Source organism: Jiella sonneratiae, from assembly GCF_017353515.1.
In the GTDB taxonomy this organism is placed as follows: Bacteria; Pseudomonadota; Alphaproteobacteria; order Rhizobiales; family Rhizobiaceae; genus Jiella; species Jiella sonneratiae.
In genome coordinates this window covers 370,826-386,778 of sequence record NZ_JAFMPY010000001.1, presented here as the reverse complement: position 1 = coordinate 386,778, position 15,953 = coordinate 370,826, and the positions used below count along the sequence as shown (strand labels likewise).

At 66.8% G+C, this 15,953-nt stretch carries 21 protein-coding genes; 14 read left to right on the top strand and 7 right to left on the bottom strand.

Annotated features, from left to right (window positions below; translation table 11 throughout):
• Positions 1 to 4 precede the first annotated feature (4 nt).
• Positions 5 to 535 (top strand): superoxide dismutase family protein, encoded by a 531-nt coding sequence (locus J1C47_RS01710; RefSeq protein WP_207348979.1) that lies wholly within the window; start codon positions 5 to 7, stop codon positions 533 to 535.
• Between the two features lie 126 nt (positions 536 to 661).
• Here the strand turns inward: J1C47_RS01710 and J1C47_RS01705 are convergent, their stop codons facing one another.
• Both J1C47_RS01705 and J1C47_RS01700 read right to left on the bottom strand, forming a co-directional pair.
• On the bottom strand, positions 662 to 1,279 hold the full coding sequence (locus J1C47_RS01705; RefSeq protein ID WP_207348978.1) for a glutathione S-transferase family protein: 618 nt from the start codon (positions 1,277 to 1,279) through the stop codon (positions 662 to 664).
• 91 nt (positions 1,280 to 1,370) lie between these two features.
• Entirely contained in the window at positions 1,371 to 1,976 is a 606-nt protein-coding gene (locus tag J1C47_RS01700) for a PilZ domain-containing protein (protein WP_207348977.1), read from the bottom strand.
• 516 nt (positions 1,977 to 2,492) lie between these two features.
• Here J1C47_RS01700 and J1C47_RS01695 point away from each other — a divergent pair.
• Positions 2,493 to 3,245, top strand: a complete 753-nt coding sequence (locus J1C47_RS01695; protein WP_342591908.1) for a rhomboid family intramembrane serine protease — start codon at positions 2,493 to 2,495, stop codon at positions 3,243 to 3,245.
• A gap of 342 nt (positions 3,246 to 3,587) precedes the next feature.
• Positions 3,588 to 4,019 (top strand): CBS domain-containing protein, encoded by a 432-nt coding sequence (locus J1C47_RS01690; RefSeq protein ID WP_207348975.1) that lies wholly within the window; start codon positions 3,588 to 3,590, stop codon positions 4,017 to 4,019.
• A gap of 121 nt (positions 4,020 to 4,140) precedes the next feature.
• Here the strand turns inward: J1C47_RS01690 and J1C47_RS01685 are convergent, their stop codons facing one another.
• The 3 genes from J1C47_RS01685 to folE all read right to left on the bottom strand — a co-directional run bounded on the left by J1C47_RS01685 (position 4,141) and on the right by folE (position 6,323).
• Positions 4,141 to 5,136 (bottom strand): patatin-like phospholipase family protein, encoded by a 996-nt coding sequence (locus tag J1C47_RS01685; protein WP_207348974.1) that lies wholly within the window; start codon positions 5,134 to 5,136, stop codon positions 4,141 to 4,143.
• Positions 5,137 to 5,244: 108 nt separating this feature from the next.
• A complete protein-coding gene (hisI, locus tag J1C47_RS01680) occupies positions 5,245 to 5,682 on the bottom strand; it encodes a phosphoribosyl-AMP cyclohydrolase (RefSeq protein WP_207349082.1) in 438 nt (145 codons plus the stop codon).
• A gap of 17 nt (positions 5,683 to 5,699) precedes the next feature.
• Positions 5,700 to 6,323 (bottom strand): GTP cyclohydrolase I FolE, encoded by a 624-nt coding sequence (gene folE / locus J1C47_RS01675; RefSeq protein WP_207348973.1) that lies wholly within the window; start codon positions 6,321 to 6,323, stop codon positions 5,700 to 5,702.
• Between the two features lie 270 nt (positions 6,324 to 6,593).
• On the opposite strand from folE, the gene J1C47_RS01670 reads away from it, so the two are divergent.
• The 7 genes from J1C47_RS01670 to J1C47_RS01640 all read left to right on the top strand — a co-directional run bounded on the left by J1C47_RS01670 (position 6,594) and on the right by J1C47_RS01640 (position 11,226).
• A complete protein-coding gene (locus J1C47_RS01670; protein ID WP_207348972.1) occupies positions 6,594 to 7,040 on the top strand; it encodes an iron-sulfur cluster assembly scaffold protein in 447 nt (148 codons plus the stop codon).
• 55 nt (positions 7,041 to 7,095) lie between these two features.
• A complete protein-coding gene (locus tag J1C47_RS01665) occupies positions 7,096 to 7,386 on the top strand; it encodes a nucleotidyltransferase family protein (RefSeq protein ID WP_207348971.1) in 291 nt (96 codons plus the stop codon).
• On the top strand, positions 7,383 to 7,760 hold the full coding sequence (locus J1C47_RS24190) for a HepT-like ribonuclease domain-containing protein (RefSeq protein WP_207348970.1): 378 nt from the start codon (positions 7,383 to 7,385) through the stop codon (positions 7,758 to 7,760). Before J1C47_RS01665 ends, J1C47_RS24190 begins: the two co-directional genes overlap by 4 nt.
• On the top strand, positions 7,738 to 8,004 hold the full coding sequence (gene yidD, locus J1C47_RS01655) for a membrane protein insertion efficiency factor YidD (protein WP_207348969.1): 267 nt from the start codon (positions 7,738 to 7,740) through the stop codon (positions 8,002 to 8,004). Before J1C47_RS24190 ends, yidD begins: the two co-directional genes overlap by 23 nt.
• Before the next feature lie 83 nt (positions 8,005 to 8,087).
• Positions 8,088 to 8,264, top strand: a complete 177-nt coding sequence (locus tag J1C47_RS01650) for a YegP family protein (protein WP_207348968.1) — start codon at positions 8,088 to 8,090, stop codon at positions 8,262 to 8,264.
• A gap of 297 nt (positions 8,265 to 8,561) precedes the next feature.
• Entirely contained in the window at positions 8,562 to 10,583 is a 2,022-nt protein-coding gene (gene thrS, locus J1C47_RS01645) for a threonine--tRNA ligase (RefSeq protein WP_207348967.1), read from the top strand.
• 319 nt (positions 10,584 to 10,902) lie between these two features.
• Positions 10,903 to 11,226, top strand: coding sequence for a hypothetical protein (locus tag J1C47_RS01640; RefSeq protein WP_207348966.1), 324 nt, complete (start codon positions 10,903 to 10,905; stop codon positions 11,224 to 11,226).
• Between the two features lie 127 nt (positions 11,227 to 11,353).
• On the opposite strand, the gene J1C47_RS01635 is transcribed toward J1C47_RS01640, so the two are convergent.
• Entirely contained in the window at positions 11,354 to 11,875 is a 522-nt protein-coding gene (locus tag J1C47_RS01635; protein WP_207348965.1) for a hypothetical protein, read from the bottom strand.
• A 176-nt stretch (positions 11,876 to 12,051) separates the two neighbouring features.
• Here J1C47_RS01635 and J1C47_RS01630 point away from each other — a divergent pair, with 176 nt between their 5' ends.
• Positions 12,052 to 12,210 (top strand): YqaE/Pmp3 family membrane protein, encoded by a 159-nt coding sequence (locus J1C47_RS01630; RefSeq protein WP_207348964.1) that lies wholly within the window; start codon positions 12,052 to 12,054, stop codon positions 12,208 to 12,210.
• A gap of 227 nt (positions 12,211 to 12,437) precedes the next feature.
• Complete coding sequence (gene rpsD / locus J1C47_RS01625) at positions 12,438 to 13,055, top strand: 30S ribosomal protein S4 (RefSeq protein ID WP_207348963.1); 618 nt, start codon at positions 12,438 to 12,440, stop codon at positions 13,053 to 13,055.
• 315 nt (positions 13,056 to 13,370) lie between these two features.
• Here the strand turns inward: rpsD and J1C47_RS01620 are convergent, their stop codons facing one another.
• On the bottom strand, positions 13,371 to 13,943 hold the full coding sequence (locus J1C47_RS01620; RefSeq protein WP_207348962.1) for an NADAR domain-containing protein: 573 nt from the start codon (positions 13,941 to 13,943) through the stop codon (positions 13,371 to 13,373).
• 222 nt (positions 13,944 to 14,165) lie between these two features.
• Here J1C47_RS01620 and ttcA point away from each other — a divergent pair, with 222 nt between their 5' ends.
• The gene (gene ttcA, locus J1C47_RS01615; RefSeq protein ID WP_207348961.1) at positions 14,166 to 15,059 is read left to right on the top strand and encodes a tRNA 2-thiocytidine(32) synthetase TtcA; all 894 of its coding nucleotides are present in this window, start codon (positions 14,166 to 14,168) and stop codon (positions 15,057 to 15,059) included.
• Positions 15,056 to 15,883 carry an inositol monophosphatase family protein gene (locus J1C47_RS01610; protein WP_207348960.1) on the top strand — a complete coding sequence of 276 codons (828 nt, stop codon included), beginning with the start codon at positions 15,056 to 15,058 and terminating at the stop codon, positions 15,881 to 15,883. The genes ttcA and J1C47_RS01610 overlap by 4 nt, the downstream gene beginning before the upstream one ends.
• The last annotated feature ends 70 nt before the right edge of the window (positions 15,884 to 15,953 follow it).

Below are 15,953 nucleotides of genomic sequence, written 5' to 3'. Positions count from 1 at the left end.
CACCATGATCAGACTTGCCGCCGTCATTGCCGTCGCCGCCGCCGTCACGGTTTCGGCGACTTTCTCGCCGGCGATGGCCGGCATGACCGTCGCCCGGAAAGTCGAGATGACCGGGCGGGACGGAACCTCGCTGGGGACGGTGTCGGTCATTGTGACGCCGCACGGCGTTCTCCTCGACGTCGCCCTGCAGAACCTTCCGGACGGCAACCATGCCTTCCACATCCACGAGAAGGGCGTCTGCGAGGGCGACTTCAAGTCGGCCGGCGGTCATTTCAACCCCGCCAAGATCGAGCACGGCTATCTCAGCAAGACCGGACCGCACGCCGGCGACATGCCGGATGTCGTCGCGACCAACGGGGTCGCCAAGGTCTCCGTGTTCAATCCCGGCGTGACGTTGTCCGAAGGCGATGCGCCGCTCGATGATGCGGACGGCTCGGCGCTGGTCGTCCATGCCGATGCCGACGACTATGCCTCGCAGCCCTCCGGCGACGCCGGCGACCGCATCGGTTGCGGCGTGATCTTTCCGCCGAAGTGAGACGCCGCGCATTTTCGCGGCGAGCGGCCCTGCAATCGGGCTTGGAGCGATCGTCCTGCGCGGCATCCGTCGTCTGTCAGCCGCCGATCCCCATGCCTTTGTCCCGCGCGTTCGCGGCCTGCCGCCTCAGCCGGCCGGCAGCCAGTGCATCGGCCGGTAGCCGGGGAGTGCCTCGATCCGCCCGAGCCATGCTTTGACCGCAGGATAGGCCGAGAGGTCGAAGCCGCCTTCGCCGGCGACGTGGGTGTAGGCGTAGAGGACGACGTCGGCGAGGCTGGCCGCGGTGCCTGCGAGCCATTCCCGCTCGCCGAGGCGCCCTTCCATGACGCCGAGCGCCTTCATGCCGCCCTTCAGCGTCTCGGCGAGACGTTCCGGCGTGGCGAGGCGGGCGAGCCGCGGATAGATCGTCAGCGAGCGGCGCACCGCGACGTAGGGCTCGTGGCTGTACTGTTCGAAGAACATCCAGGAGAGCATCTCGGCCCTCTCGAACGGGTCCGTCGGGACGAGGGGAGATGCCTCGCCGAGAAAGAACGCGATGGCGTTCGATTCCGGCAGCAGCCGGCCGTCGTCGAGTTCGAGCAGCGGCACCTTGCCGTTCGGGTTTTTCGCCAGAAAGTCCGGCCGCCCGGTACCGCCGTCGTTCGTCGAGACGCCGACGTGGCGGAACGGCCGGTCGAGCAGCGCGCAGACCAGGCGCGGCTTGTAGCAGTTGCCGGAGTCCGGCATGCCGTAGATCGTCAGCATCGTGCGTCCTCTTCGACGTTTCGAGCCGGCAATCTGGCATCGCCGGCAGGCGGGACGCCAATCGATTTTGCTGATTTCTGCGATCGGGCCGTCAGGCGAGCAGGCTTTCCAGCGTCGTCTCGGTCTGGACGGCCGAGAATTCGATGGCGAAGCCTTCTTCCAGATGGCGCACGACGCGGCCCTGCATGATGCCGAGGGTCACGCGCGAATTGAGGGCCGGGCGCACCGCGCACTGGACGGCGGCGCCGGAAAGCGACAGGTCGATGATCTTGACCTGATAGCTGCGGCCGTCGTCGAGCAGGATCTCGACGCGCGAATTGGTCGGCCGCAGGCGTTCGTGGCGGCGATCTTCCGGGAGGTCGAGCTCGTTGCGGTTGGCGAACCAGGTGAGCTGGGCCGCGAGTTTTTCCCGCTTGCGCTCGGAGGCGACGAGGTCGACGGCGAAACCGCCGGCATAGGTGCGGGCGACGTTGCCCTCGAGCCGGCCGATATGGTCGACATAGAAGATGATGCGTTCGCCCGGCCGCGGCTCGACGGGCGTCACCACGGCGATGCCGCCCGGCGACATGTTCTCGACCCGGCACGGAAACTCCTCGAAGTTCTCGCGCATGAAGCGGCCGAGGAGATCGAGTTCGACGCGGCTGAAGCGGCGTCTTTCGGAGGGTTCCTGCCGCGACGGCTGAGGCATCATGTTCATCGCGTTCCGCTCTCGCCCTCCCTATGCCGCCAGATGGGCAATCCTTATGCGAAGAGGGTTAAGGAACCATGCACGGCGCAGCGAACGTCCGTTCGATGTGCGGCAGAGTGCCGCAATTTGCGAATATTTTTACGCGTTAACGAAATTTGAGAGATTTGATTGCCGCAGCCTTCATCCGGGCGTAACTGCAGGACGAGGACATGCACGGTCTTCGTAGCGCTACGGGGTCTCCTCCCGCACGGGGAGCGACGATCAAATTCTTCTAAGCCGCCGGATCTCGATCGGGCGGCTTTTTTTGTGGCGACGCATCGCCGGGCCGACCGGTCGCCGTTGATCGGTCTCGATGCCGCGCCGGCGAGGGGGCCCGGACCGCCGACGCGGATCGGACCGCCGAAGCGGATCGAGGTTTTATCCAATCGGCGGATATGCCAAGGGGAGACGCCCGCGACGGGGCTGCCGCCGCGGCGGGGGCGCGGGATGACGACAGGCCCTGACAAGAGCGGCGAAGGAGTGTGCGTGTCCGAAGAGCCTCAACCGAACGCCTGGCCCGAGCGCGAACCGGTCCGCCGCCCGCCGCCGGCCTTCAACGTTCCCGGCGTCGTCCTCGCGCTCGTGGCGGCCATGGGCCTCGTGCATCTCTGCCGCACGTTGCTCCTCGGCGAACTTGCCGACACCCGCGTCATTCTGGATTTCGCCTTCATTCCCGGCTGCTACGGCAGCGGCCAGGAGATCTGCCAGATCCGGCCGGCGGGCGTCTCGCTCTGGTCGCCGCTGACCTATGCCTTCCTGCACGGCAGCTGGACGCATTACGGGCTCAACACGATCTGGCTCCTGGCCTTCGGCACGCCGGTCGCCCGCCGGCTCGGCAACGCCCGTTTCCTCGGCTTCTGCGCACTCGGCACGATCGCCGGCGCGGCGGCTTTCTATCTCTTCAACGCCGGGCTCGACGTGCCGGTGATCGGCGCATCCGGAACGGTCTCGGCCCTGATGGGCGGCGCCTGTCGCTTCGCCTTCGTGCGCGCCGGGCGCTCGCCCGGCTTCGGCGCCGAGCGGTACAGGCCGGCGATCTCGGTACGCGAGGCGTTTTCCGACCGGACCGTGCTGGTCTTCATCGTCGCATTCTTCGTGACGAACTTCCTCGTCGGGGCCGGGGTCGGCGGCGCCCTGACGGGCGGCGGCGAGGTCGCATGGGAGGCGCATCTCGGCGGCTTCGTCTTCGGCTTCTTCTGCCTGCCGTTTCTCGACCGGCCGGTCGCACGCCGGGTCTAACGGCTGGGCGGTCGCTCTACAAACAAGACCGGTCGTCGTCGCTTCGATCTTTCCGGAAGGGGGGAGATCGGGCCAATCGCCTTGCCCAGTCCCGGTTCCAACAGCGTTCTCTGCGCTTCGCGGATTGAATGTGACATTCGAACCCCGGCCGGCCGAGACGCTTTCGCCGAAAGGCGGTTCGCGCCGGGTCGAAAAGTCACGGAGGTCGGCCTCAGGCGCAACTCGTCGCCTGCGCCGTCCGGCTCACTGCATCCATCAAAGCCCGAAAGCCACGCCCATGCCCCTTGCCGACGGGTTGCGGCTGTCGCACCTTCGTTGATGCGGGAACGACGGGAGGTGCAGATGACAGTCGCTCACATACTCAAGGGCAAGGGAAGCGAGGTGGTGACGCTTCGGCCGGAGGTGACGCTCTCCGAAGTGGTGCAGGTGCTGGCCGAAAAGCGCATCGGGGCGATCGTCCTCGTCGACGATGGCGGCCGCGTCGCCGGCATCGTCTCGGAGCGGGACGTCGTCCGTGTTTTGGCGCGGTCGGGGCCGGTCGTCCTCGAAAAGCCGATCGGCGAGGCGATGACCGTCAAGGTGAAGACCTGCACGACGATGACGCCGATCGAGGAGGTGCTGACCACCATGACCCACGGCCGGTTCCGGCATCTGCCCGTCGTCGAGGACGGGCGGCTCGCCGGGATCATCTCGATCGGCGACGTCGTGAAGATGAAGATCGAGGAGGCCGAGCGCGAAGCGCGGGAAATGCGGGAATACATCGCCGCCGGCTGATGCCGCCGGCTCCGGCGACGCCGGGGCGGCGTCGGGGCCCGGGATCGTTCGGGAAGGGCCGAGACCTGCCGGGCGCGGCGCAGTGCCGCGTCCCGCGGGGGACGTCATGCCGCGAAAAAAATCAGAGGCGGAGCGGTTCTGGATGATGGCTTTCGGCGAGACGCTGGATTTCGGAGATCCGGCTCTTGGTGGCGCCGTAGCCGATCTCGATCGCCTCCGCCGCCCGGAAGAATTCCCACAGCCCGATGTCGCGGACTCGCGGCTGCAGCGACAGGTCCGGCGGATCGCCGGCGAGCCGCGCCCGGGAAATGCGATCCTGGATGATATTGAAGGCGTCGACCATCGTCCGGGTCAGGCCGAGCTTCTTGCGTCGCTGCGCGGCGAAGTCGCGCTCGTCGTCCGGCGGCGACACGGCCCGGAAGGTCTCGCCGCCGGCGAGCTCTTCCTCGTTCGCCCGCATCCGCAGCACGGCGGCGCGTCCGAAAAGGTCGTAGTGCAGATTGACGGCCATGACGTTCTGCTGCTCGAAGACGCGGCAGACGTTTGCGGGGACGGGATTGACCAGCGCCCCGTCCATCAGCCGGCGCCCGCCGCAGATCACCGGCTCGAAGACGCCGGGCAGGGCGTAGGAGGCGCGCATCGCGAGCACCAGCGAGCCGGAGTCGAGCCACACTTCGTGGCCGGTCTGGGCGTCGGTCGCGACGCAGATCAGCGGCCGGTCGAGATCCTCGATGCGGGTCTCGTGCAGCGCCTCGGTCAGCCGGCGCGACAGCCGCAGCCCACCGATCAGCCCGGAGCCGCCGATCCTGAAATCGAGATAGCGGATCAGCCCGCGCCGCGTCAGCGACAGCGCGAATTCCTCGAGTTCCGGCAGCTTGCCGGCGAGATAGCAGCCGCCGACCAGGGCGCCGATCGAGGTTCCGGCGATCATTGAGATCGGCACGTTGAATTCGTCGAGCGCCTTGAGCACGCCGATATGGGCCCAGCCGCGGGCGGCTCCACCGCCGAGGGCGAGCGCGATGCCGCCCGGAAGCTTCGGCTGGACCGCGACGCTTCGCGGCGAGATCTGCGGCTGGTCGATGGGTTCCTCGCGCCAACCGAATACACGTTCGAGCATGACGGCCCTCCGGTTCCGGTCTCCTGGCCGGTCTACTGGAATGACGAGCCTATGCCCAACAATTGACCATCGTATTAAGGGGCGAAGGCCCATGGCTGCGGCCGGCTGTCACGCGGTTGACGCTGTGTGAGCGCCCGGTGCGGCGCCGCCCTCCAGCGTACGGTCCTCGGGCTGGACGACTCTATAGAAGCAAGTCGTTCTACCCGTATGACAGGTGTCGTCCCGCCTTCGACAGTCGACCCGGAGCCAGACGGCATCCTGGTCGCAGTCGACACGCAACTCGCGGACCACCTGCAGGGCGCCGGAACTTTCGCCCTTCTTCCACAGCGCCCGGCGCGACCGCGACCAGTAATGGGCGAGGCCGGTTGCGATCGTCCGGTCGAGCGCTTCGGCATTCATGTGGGCGACCATCAGAAGTTCGCCCGTGGCATGATCGGTCGCGACGGCCGTGATCAGGCCGTTCGCGTCGAAGCGGGGGCGAAGGACGGATCCTTCCTCCTGCTCCGTCCTGTCAGTGGAAGGCGGAGAGAAGCTGCCGGGCGCCATGGCGGCGTCGACGGTGGTCAACCGCCGCAGCCGACGAGCCGGAGGATGCGGTCCTGCTGGGCCGCGTCGTCGGCGAAGCTGCCGCGATAGGTCGCCGTGAAGGTCGAGGAGCCCTGGCTGCGGATGCCGCGCATCGACATGCACAGATGCTCGGCGTCGAGGATCACCGCGACGCCGCGCGGCTTCAGCGTCCTGTCGAGGGCGTCGGCGACCTGCGCGGTCATGGCTTCCTGGGTCTGCAGCCGTCGGGCATAGAGATCGACGAGGCGGGCGATCTTCGACAGGCCGAGCACGCGCCCGTCGGGAAGATAAGCCACGTGGGCGCGGCCGATGACCGGCACCATGTGATGTTCGCAGTGGGTGTGGAACTTGATGTCGCGGACCAGCACGACGTCGTTGTAGCCCGCCACCTCCTCGAAGGTGCGCCCGAGCACGTCCGCGGGTTTCTCGTCGTAGCCGGCGAACAGCTCTTCATAGGCCTTGACGACGCGCTTCGGCGTTTCCTTCAGGCCCTCGCGGGCCGGATCCTCGCCGATCCACCGCAGCAGGGTCTCGACCGCCGCCTCGGCCTCCGCCCGGCTGGGCCGGGCCACCGGGGCACCATCGGTCTTTTCGGGAAATTTCTTGACCACTGCTTCCATGTTCTTGCGCTCCGAAAATGTCGGAATCCGAGCGGCGACCCAAAGGGAGTGGATATCCGGCGCGCCGGAGCGTCCGTCGCCGTCGGTCGAATCTCGCCTCTTCACGTCGTCTCGTTCCCCTTGCCGGGTGAAGGCCGTCAGAAGCGACCGACGCCTCGCCTCGCATGCCGCGACGAGCGGTCTATCGAAGCGGCGACCTCGCACCTATATAATCGGCCGGACGTTCCGATGACAGGGACCGCGTGAAAAACCTCGGAAGAGGAAAATATCGTGATAGACGACCTCTATAATGCCAAGATCCTCGAGTTCGCCGGCAATATTCCGAGGATCGGCAGGCTGGACGACCCCGATGCCAGTTCCACCGCCCATTCGCGGCTCTGCGGTTCGACGGTCACCGTCGACCTCAAGATGGCGGACGGCCGGGTTTCCGATTTCGCCCACGACGTCAAGGCCTGTGCTCTGGGCCAGGCCTCGTCCTCGGTGATGGCCCGCAACATCGTCGGCACGACGCCGGGCGAACTGCGCAAGGTCCGCGATGAAATGCGGGCGATGCTGAAGGAGAACGCCGCGCCGCCGCAGGGCCGCTTCGAGGACCTGAAATATCTGGAGCCGGTGCGCGACTACAAGGCCCGGCACGCATCGACGATGCTGACCTTCGACGCGGTGGTCGACGCGCTCGACAAGATCGAGCGCCAGGGGCGCGGCGAGGTGGCGTGAGAGCCTTCGCCGGACAGGACGGGCGGCCGCCCGCCGCAAACGGGAAACCAGGGCGATGAGGCCGTCGGAAGCGCTCGAAAGACACCGTGAGACCATCCGCGAGATCCTGTCGCGCTATCCGGTGAGCAACCCGCGTGTGTTCGGTTCGGTCGCCCGCGGCGAGGATACGGAGGAGAGCGATCTCGACATTGTCGTGCAGGCTGCGAACGAATTGTCGTATTTCGATCTTTTCCGGGCTCAAGACGAACTCCATCTCGCCATTGGCTCACCGGTCGATCTTCGTTTGGACGACGAATTCTCGGATCGCGTCCTGCGCCGCATTCAGCGGGATTTTCGGGCGCTGTGAGTTCGGCCGAACACGACCCGCTCTTGATCGATGTTCTCGTCGCGCTGCACCGCGCGTGCTTGCGGTGCGAGCGCGTCGTCGAACGAACCAGTCTTCAGCGTCTGCAGGCCGAGGAATTCGACCAGCTTGCATTGGCCAAAGCGGTCGAGCAGATCGGGGAGATCAGCCATCGCGTCATCAGAAAGTTTCCCGATTTCGTGCTGGCCCACCCGGAAATCGAACTTCGCTACGCCTTTCAAATGCGGAATCGCATCGCTCACGGCTATGAAGATCTTTCGTGGTCGACATTGTGGCAAGTGGCGACGCGGTCGGTCGCGGAATTCCGTCGCGCTCTCGAACCGATTCTGATCGATGCCGGCGAAGACCTCTCGTAACTACACCGGTCCCTGGCGGAAGACTCCCGGCCGGCTGTTCGGCGTCGGATTCGTGCGCCTCTACCAGCTGAGCTTCTCGCCGCTCGTTGGCGGACACTGCCGGCATCTCCCAACCTGTTCCGAATACGCCTACGAGGCGATTGCCCGCCACGGGCTGCTGCGCGGCGGCTGGCTGTCGGCGAAGCGGGTGGCGAAATGCGGTCCGTTCGGCGGCCACGGCATCGACAACGTCCCCGAGGCGTGAGGCCGCTCCGAGTAGCTTTCGGACGATTGACTTTCCCCGGGCTTCGTCGGACGCTCCCGTTTCATTCGGGAGGGTCCGCGACCATGGCGCACAAGTTCGAAGTCTACAAGGACAAGGCCGGCGAGTACCGCGTCCGGTTCAAATACAACAGCGAGGTCATCTTCTCGACCGAGGGCTACAGCTCCAAATCCGGCGCGCACCGGGCGATCGAGTCGATCAAGAAGTTCGTTCCCGAGGCACCGACGGAAGACCTGGAATAAGCGAAGCCTTCGCGGCACCATCCGGCAGGAGACAGGCGACCGCCCGGACGCAGGGCCGGCGGCGGCCATCGATCGGCCGGACGACGGCGTGCGGCGACATCGGTCGCTCCCCACGGCGGCTTCCCACTTGAGCAGGAGGTCGGTGCCGCTTATAGGACGGCCCTTGCCCCGCCCGGCGGATTGCGGCGCCGATCGGCGCCCTCCGGGCGACACGCTCCGCAGCGCCGGGCTCGCCGTGCCGAAATCTTAAATCCCACCCGCGCTCGTAGGCGGGACTGGACCCGAGGAGACATGATCATGGCCGAGGCCGTTCGCCTCTCTTTTCCCGATGGTTCCGAACGCACGTTCGATGCCGCGACAAGCGGCGCGGAGATCGCCGTCGGCATTTCCAAGTCGCTCGCCAAGAAGGCGATCGCCTATGCCCTCGACGGCGAGGTGCGCGATCTCGCCGACCCGGTCGGCCGATCCGGCAGCCTCGAGATCCTCACCCGCGACGACCCGCGCGCGCTGGAACTGATCCGGCACGATGCCGCTCACGTGATGGCGGAGGCCGTGCAGGAACTCTGGCCCGGCACGCAGGTGACCATCGGCCCGGTGATCGAGAACGGCTTCTACTACGACTTCGCACGCAACGAGCCGTTCACGCCCGAGGACCTGCCGGTCATCGAGAAAAAGATGGCCGAGATCATCCGCCGCAACGCGGCCTTTTCCAAGGAAGTCTGGTCCCGCGACAAGGCCAAGGCGGTCTTTGCGGACAAGGGCGAGGGATACAAGGTCGAACTGGTCGACGCGATCCCGGAAGACCAGGACGTCAAGATCTACTCACAGGGCGGCTGGTTCGATCTCTGCCGCGGCCCGCACATGGCCTCGACCGGCCAGATCGGCGACGCCTTCAAGCTGATGAAGGTCGCCGGCGCCTACTGGCGCGGCGATTCGAACAATCCGATGCTGACCCGCATCTACGGGACCGCCTGGGCGACGAAGGAACAGCTCGCCGGCTACCTCCACATGCTGGAGGAGGCGGAAAAGCGCGATCACCGCCGGCTCGGCCGGGAGATGGACCTCTTCCACTTCCAGGAGGAAGGGCCCGGCGTCGTCTTCTGGCACGGCAAGGGCTGGCGGATGTTCCAGAGCCTCGTCTCCTACATGCGCCGCCGGCTGGAGGGCGTTTATGAAGAGGTCAATGCACCGCAGATCCTCGACAAGTCGCTGTGGGAGACCTCCGGACACTGGGGCTGGTACCAGGAGAACATGTTCGCGGTGAAGTCGGCCTACGGCTTCACCCATCCGGACGACGAGGATGCCGACCACCGCGTCTTCGCGATCAAGCCGATGAACTGCCCCGGCCACGTCCAGATCTTCAAGCACGGCCTGAAGAGCTACCGCGAACTGCCGATCCGATATGCCGAATTCGGCAACGTCCACCGCTACGAACCATCCGGCGCGCTGCACGGGCTGATGCGCGTGCGCGGCTTCACCCAGGACGACGCCCACATCTTCTGCACCGACGAGCAGATGGCGGCCGAGTGCCTGCGCATCAACGACCTGATCCTCTCGGTGTACAAGGACTTCGGCTTCGACGAGGTCACGGTGAAGCTCTCGACCCGGCCGGAGAAGCGCGTCGGCTCGGACGCACTGTGGGACCGCGCCGAGAGCGTCATGACCAAGGTGCTGGAGGAGATCCAGCATCGCTCCGGCAATCGCATCAGGACCGGCATCCTGCCGGGCGAGGGCGCCTTCTACGGGCCGAAGTTCGAATACACCCTGAAGGACGCGATCGGCCGCGAATGGCAGTGCGGCACCACCCAGGTCGACTTCAACCTGCCGGAGCGCTTCGGCGCCTTCTACATCGACCAGAATTCCGAGAAGAAGCAGCCGGTGATGATCCACCGGGCGATCTGCGGCTCGATGGAGCGCTTCCTCGGCATCCTGATCGAGAACTTCGCCGGCCACATGCCGCTGTGGTTCGCGCCCGAACAGGTGGTGGTCGCGACCATCACCGCGGAGGCGGACGACTACGCCATGGAGGTCGTTTCGGCGCTGAAGGCCGCCGGACTGCGGGCGAGCGCCGACCTCAGGAACGAGAAGATCAACTACAAGGTCCGCGAGCATTCGCTGGCCAAGGTGCCGGTGATGCTGGTCTGCGGGCGCCGCGAGGCGGAGGAGCGGTCGGTGAACCTGCGTCGTCTCGGCTCGAAGGATCAGACTTCGCTCGCCCTCGACTCGGCCATCGCGTCCCTCGCCGCCGAGGCGGTGCCTCCCGATCTGAAGCGCCGGGCGGAGGAAGGCTCCGCCACGGCGCCGGCAGGCGCGGCCTGAGCCGCGCCCGCGCGGGAGCGGGATGAGACCGAGCTTCGCTCGTCATCCCGCTCTTCTTGCGGGCGCATGATCCTCTCCGAAAGCCGGTTACAACGTTGCGGGGGGCATGCCCGCGCAGCGCCCGGCCCGGCGGGCGGAATGCCCTCCAGGTCTCCGGATGCGGCGCATCGAGGACGGCGTCCGGTGCCGCCACAAGCGGCTGCACGCGCCTGCGATGCAACGTGACGAAACGACAATCTCCCGTCCCGCAAACGGCAATGTCGAGGTCCTAGGTTCTTCTTCGAGCGGCGTTTCCCGCTCACGCCGAAAGGAGAAGACCATGTCTCGCAACATCTCGAAATTCGCGCTCGTCCTCTCGGCCGGTGCCGTCCTCGGGCTGACTGCGCTTCCCGCGATGGCCGCCGGTCATCATCGGATGACGACGCTTCGCTCCGCACCGATGAGCTACGGCTATGCCGGCGACGAGACGACGGCCGCCCAGCCGCGCTGCGAAAACGTCGAAGCGCACTATTCCCACTATCCGAAGGCCAGTTCCATGGCGCGCAACGGCAACACGCTGGTGCCGGGCGACGCGACCCTCGGCCAGGAGAATGCCTGGCAGACCGATCTGGCGATCGCGTCGAGCCCCGTCTGCCGGCAGTGACGGAATCGGCGGTGGGGCCGGCAGGACGCCGGCCCGCCAGCGGCGCCGGGCGCGGACAACGCCCGGCGCCGCCGCTCTGCCGGCCGGCGGCAGCCTGCCGGATGTCTCTTCCGCAAGCTTCTGCGGGTCACTTTCCGCGGAAGGCGAGGTCGGAGACGACGACGCTCTTGCCGCCGATCTTCTCGACCACCTGCATGGTGAAGGCGCCGCGGCCGGTATTTTTGATCAGCATGCGGGCGAAGTCGTCGTCATAGATCTTCCTGGCCCAGGTCACCTTGAGGTCGAGCGTGTCGCCCTTCAGCCGGCCGGAGAGCGTCGCCGGGCCGCTGGTCGATCCGGTGTAGGTGCCGGTGTAGAGCTTCGCCTTCGGATCGTAGCGCAGCGTCGCGGCGATCTGCCGGCGCATGAACAGCATGGCCCGGCAGTCGCCGCCGAGGGTGAAGGCCTCGCGGCCGCGCCGGCTGCCGGCCATGTCGCAGGACACGTCGACGGCCGAGGGCAGTTGCCGCACCCTGACGCTGCCGCCGCCGTGCCACGCCCCGTCGAAGCGCGCGAAATAGTCGGGGGCCGCCTGCGCCGCTCCGGCAGCCGCCACTGAAAGACCGGCGGCCAGGGCCGCCATGTGGAACGATCGCTTCTCGATCTTCATGCCCATCTCCTCGTGGGGGCAGATTCTCGGGTCTGGAAGCGCCCCGATGCCCTTGATTGCCGCCGGACATGGCAAAAGCGCGACTTTTTCGCGGGCGGACGCCCTCGGGATCGGGCGGAACGCCCGCCGGCCGTTCACGTTAACGGGACAACCTTCGTCAACGGAGCCCGCCATCCATGGATCTCGTCCGCATCATCATTGCCATCATCCTGCCGCCGCTGGGCGTCTTCCTGCAGGTCGGCCTCGGCAAGCAGTTCTGGATCAACCTGCTGCTGACGCTGCTCGGCTACATTCCGGGGATCGTCCATGCCGTGTGGGTGATCGCCAAATACTGACCCGGCAGCCGAAAGTCCCGTCGCCGAGTTGACATGCCGGCGACCCTGCGATAGCAACCCCGCCAGCCGGCTGGAGCACCGCTCCGGCCGGTTTTCAACGTGTCCCGCGAGTGGTGTCGGTCTGTGCTAACGCCATTCTGTCGGCCCGTCGAGGGCAGAGGAGGGCGCGTTTCCTTGCCGGCCCGTGGCGATCCACGGGCCTTCGTTCTTCGCCAAAAGGAAATGCGATGACCAAGCGCACATCCGCGAAATACAAGATCGATCGCCGCATGGGCGAAAACATCTGGGGGCGTCCCAAGTCCCCGGTGAATCGCCGCCAGTACGGCCCCGGCCAGCACGGCCAGCGCCGCAAGGGCAAGATGAGCGACTTCGGCCTGCAGCTCAGGGCCAAGCAGAAGCTCAAGGGCTATTACGGCGACATCCGCGAGAAGCAGTTCCGCAAGATCTACGACGAGGCCGCCCGCCGCAAGGGCGATACCTCGGAGAACCTGATCGGCCTTCTGGAGAGCCGGCTCGACGCCATCGTCTACCGCGCCAAGTTCGTGTCGACGGTGTTCGCCGCCCGCCAGTTCGTCAATCACGGCCACGTCAACGTCAACGGCGTCAGGACCAACATCCAGTCCTACGTCTGCAAGCCGGGCGACGTGATCGAGGTGCGCGAGAAGTCCAAGCAGAACGTCGCCGTCATCGAGGCGACGCAGCTCGCCGAGCGCGACGTGCCGGACTACATCGAGGTCGACCACCACAAGATGGTCGCGACCTTCCAGCGCATCCCCGGTCTCCACGACGTTCCTTACGCCGTGCAGATGGAGCCGAACCTCGTCGTCGAGTTCTATTCGCGCTGATCCGGCCGACCGGTCGATCCGTTCGAAGTTTTGGAAAGGCCGCCCCCCGGGGCGGCCTTTTTCGTTGGCGGAGGGGCGGGAGGGACTTCGCAGCGCATGACACGGATGGTCTCGCGGCGCATCGTCCGACGTCTCTCATCCTGAGGTGCGAGCCGAGCGCGGCGAGGCAAGCCTCAAAAGGGCGAGGGACGTCGCGAGCCCGAATCCCACAACACCTAGCCGCCACCTCCGCGCAATGGCGTCGCGCCTGGGAACGGGAAACGGCGCGCTGTTCCGCGTTCATCCCTTGGCCACATCGGCCTCGCAGAGCGCTCTTCAGTTCTCCACCTGCCGCGTGAAGTCGGCGACGGGCGCGTTCGGCGCCGGATCCGGGCAGCCGCCGAGATCGCTGCGCAGGGCCATCAGCATCAGGCCGAGCATGTTCCTGCCCGTGCCGTCGGCATTGTCGCTCCAATAGTCGTCGCGGCCGGTCCTGGCGTTGTGTTCGAGAAGATAGGCCTCCTTCGTCTCGATCAGGCCGTCGGCGAGGTCCTTGCCTGAAAACTTCGCCGCCAGCACGTGCCGCATCGCGCCGTCGCGGCCGAGCCCGGCATAGCCGTAATCCGGCGCCACACCGTCCCGCTGCAACTGCCGCTTGACGTGGTAGGCGGCGTCGCCGTCCGGCGCGTTCTCGAACGCCTGGCGCGCCGCCGCGTCGTGCCACCACTTCGTCGCCTGGAATGCCGCCTCGGCGGTGTGGAACGTGCCGCTCGTCCCGCCGACCGTCATGGTCACGGTCGTGAGCCAGAAGTTGCCGAGGAACGGCGCGTCGTAGACGTCGTCCCAGGGCGTGTTGCTGCCGGGATAGTAGAAGGCGACGAGCTCCAGCGTCGCGCCGTCAACGACCACCGGTCTCGGCTTCGGAGAAAAAGGCATCGCTGTTCTCGCGTCGTGAGGAAGGCAAGACGCCGCCGCAAACATACCGCAGGGGAAGATCGGCGTCGACCATGAAGCCGATGCCGGCGGCCGGCGCCGACGGTTCCTGCGGGGTCACGGCGGCGGAAATGCCTGCTTACCTTCGCGCCGGGAAGCCGTTAGAGAGGCCGGGTGCCGAGAGAGAAGGGGTCGACGATGCTGGACGAACGCGATCAGCCGGCGCTTGCCGAGACGGACGTCGCCATCGAAAGCGAGGCGGAGGAAGCCGCCCATCCGCTGTTTGCCGGGGCGCCACGCTCGGTTTCGTTCAAGAAGCTGCGCAAGCGTCTGGTGCGCGAGATGCGCGAGACCATCGAGCGCTTCGCCATGGTGCGTCCGGGCGCGAGATGGCTGGTGGCGATCTCCGGCGGCAAGGATTCATACGCGCTGCTCGCGCTGCTTCACGATCTCAAGTGGCGCGGGCTGCTGCCGGTCGATCTCCTCGCCTGCAACCTCGACCAGGGCCAGCCGAACTTTCCCAAGAACGTGCTTCCCGACTGGCTGACCGGGAACGGCATCGCCCATCGGATCGAGTATCGGGACACCTATTCGATCGTCACCGACAAGCTGCCGGAAGGCGCGACCTACTGCTCGCTCTGCTCGCGGCTCCGCCGCGGCCATCTCTACCGCATCGCCCGGGAGGAGGGGTGCGAGGCGCTGGTTCTCGGCCATCACCGCGACGATTGCCTCGAGACCTTTTTCATGAATCTCCTGCATGGCGGCCGCCTCTCGGCGATGCCGGCCAAGCTCGTCAACGACGAGGGCGATCTCTTCGTGCTGCGGCCGCTGATCCAGTCGGCCGAAAGCGACCTCGAACGCTTCGCGCAGGCGATGCGCTTTCCGATCATTCCCTGCGACCTCTGCGGCAGCCAGGACGGCCTGCAGCGCAATCTGACCAAGCAGATGCTCGACGAGATCGAGACCCGCTATCCCGGTCGCAAGAACGTCATGATGCGGGCGCTCGCCAATGTCCGGCCCGGCCACCTCGTCGATCCGCAAGCCTTCGACTTCGCGGGCCTGTCGCTCGAACCCCAAGGACCCGACTTTTGACCCCCACCATCGACGTCGCCCGCCTCGCCGACCTCCTGCGCGAGGCGGCGCGGAGGGAAATCCTGCCGCGCTTCCGCAATCTCTCCGAGGCCGACATCCGCGAAAAGACCTCGGCGACGGATCTCGTGACCGAGGCGGACGAGGCCGCGGAACGCTTCATCGCCCGCGGCTGCCGGGAGATCATGCCGGACGCGCTGTTCGTCGGCGAAGAATCGGTCGCGGCCGATCCGTCGCTGCTCCATGCGCTCGACGCGGCCGATCTCGCGGTCGTGGTCGACCCCGTCGACGGGACGGCGAACTTTGCCGCCGGCGTGCCGCTCTTTGCGGTGATGATGTCGGTGGTCGTGCGCGGCGAGACCGCCGCCGGCCTGATCTACGACCCGCTCGGCGACGACTGCATGCTGGCGGAACGAGGCGGCGGCGCGCGGCGTCGGCTGCCCTCCGGCGAGGAAACGACGCTCCGGGTCGCACCGCCTCTGCCTTTGTCGGCAGCGGTCGGCTGCGTCAGCTACACCTATTTTCCGGGGGTTCTGAAACGCGCCGTGCTGCCGCGGCTCGAACGGGTCAAGGTCACCGGCAACTATCGCTGCGCCGGCCACGAATACCGGCTGCTTGCATCCGGCGGCGCGCAGTTCTGCGTCTATTCCAAGCTGATGCCCTGGGACCATCTGGCCGGCGCGCTGATCACCGAGGAGGCCGGCGGCCATGTCGGCAAGATCGACGGATCGGCCTATACGCCCCGCGATCGCGAGGGGACGCTGATCGCCGCCGCCAGCGAAGAGAGCTGGCATGCGGCGCGCGAGGCGCTGTTCTCGGACGCCTGAGGGCGATCCCGGCGAGAGCGAAGCAACGCCGACGGCCGGCCAGTACCGGCCGGCCGGGATCGTCCCGCGG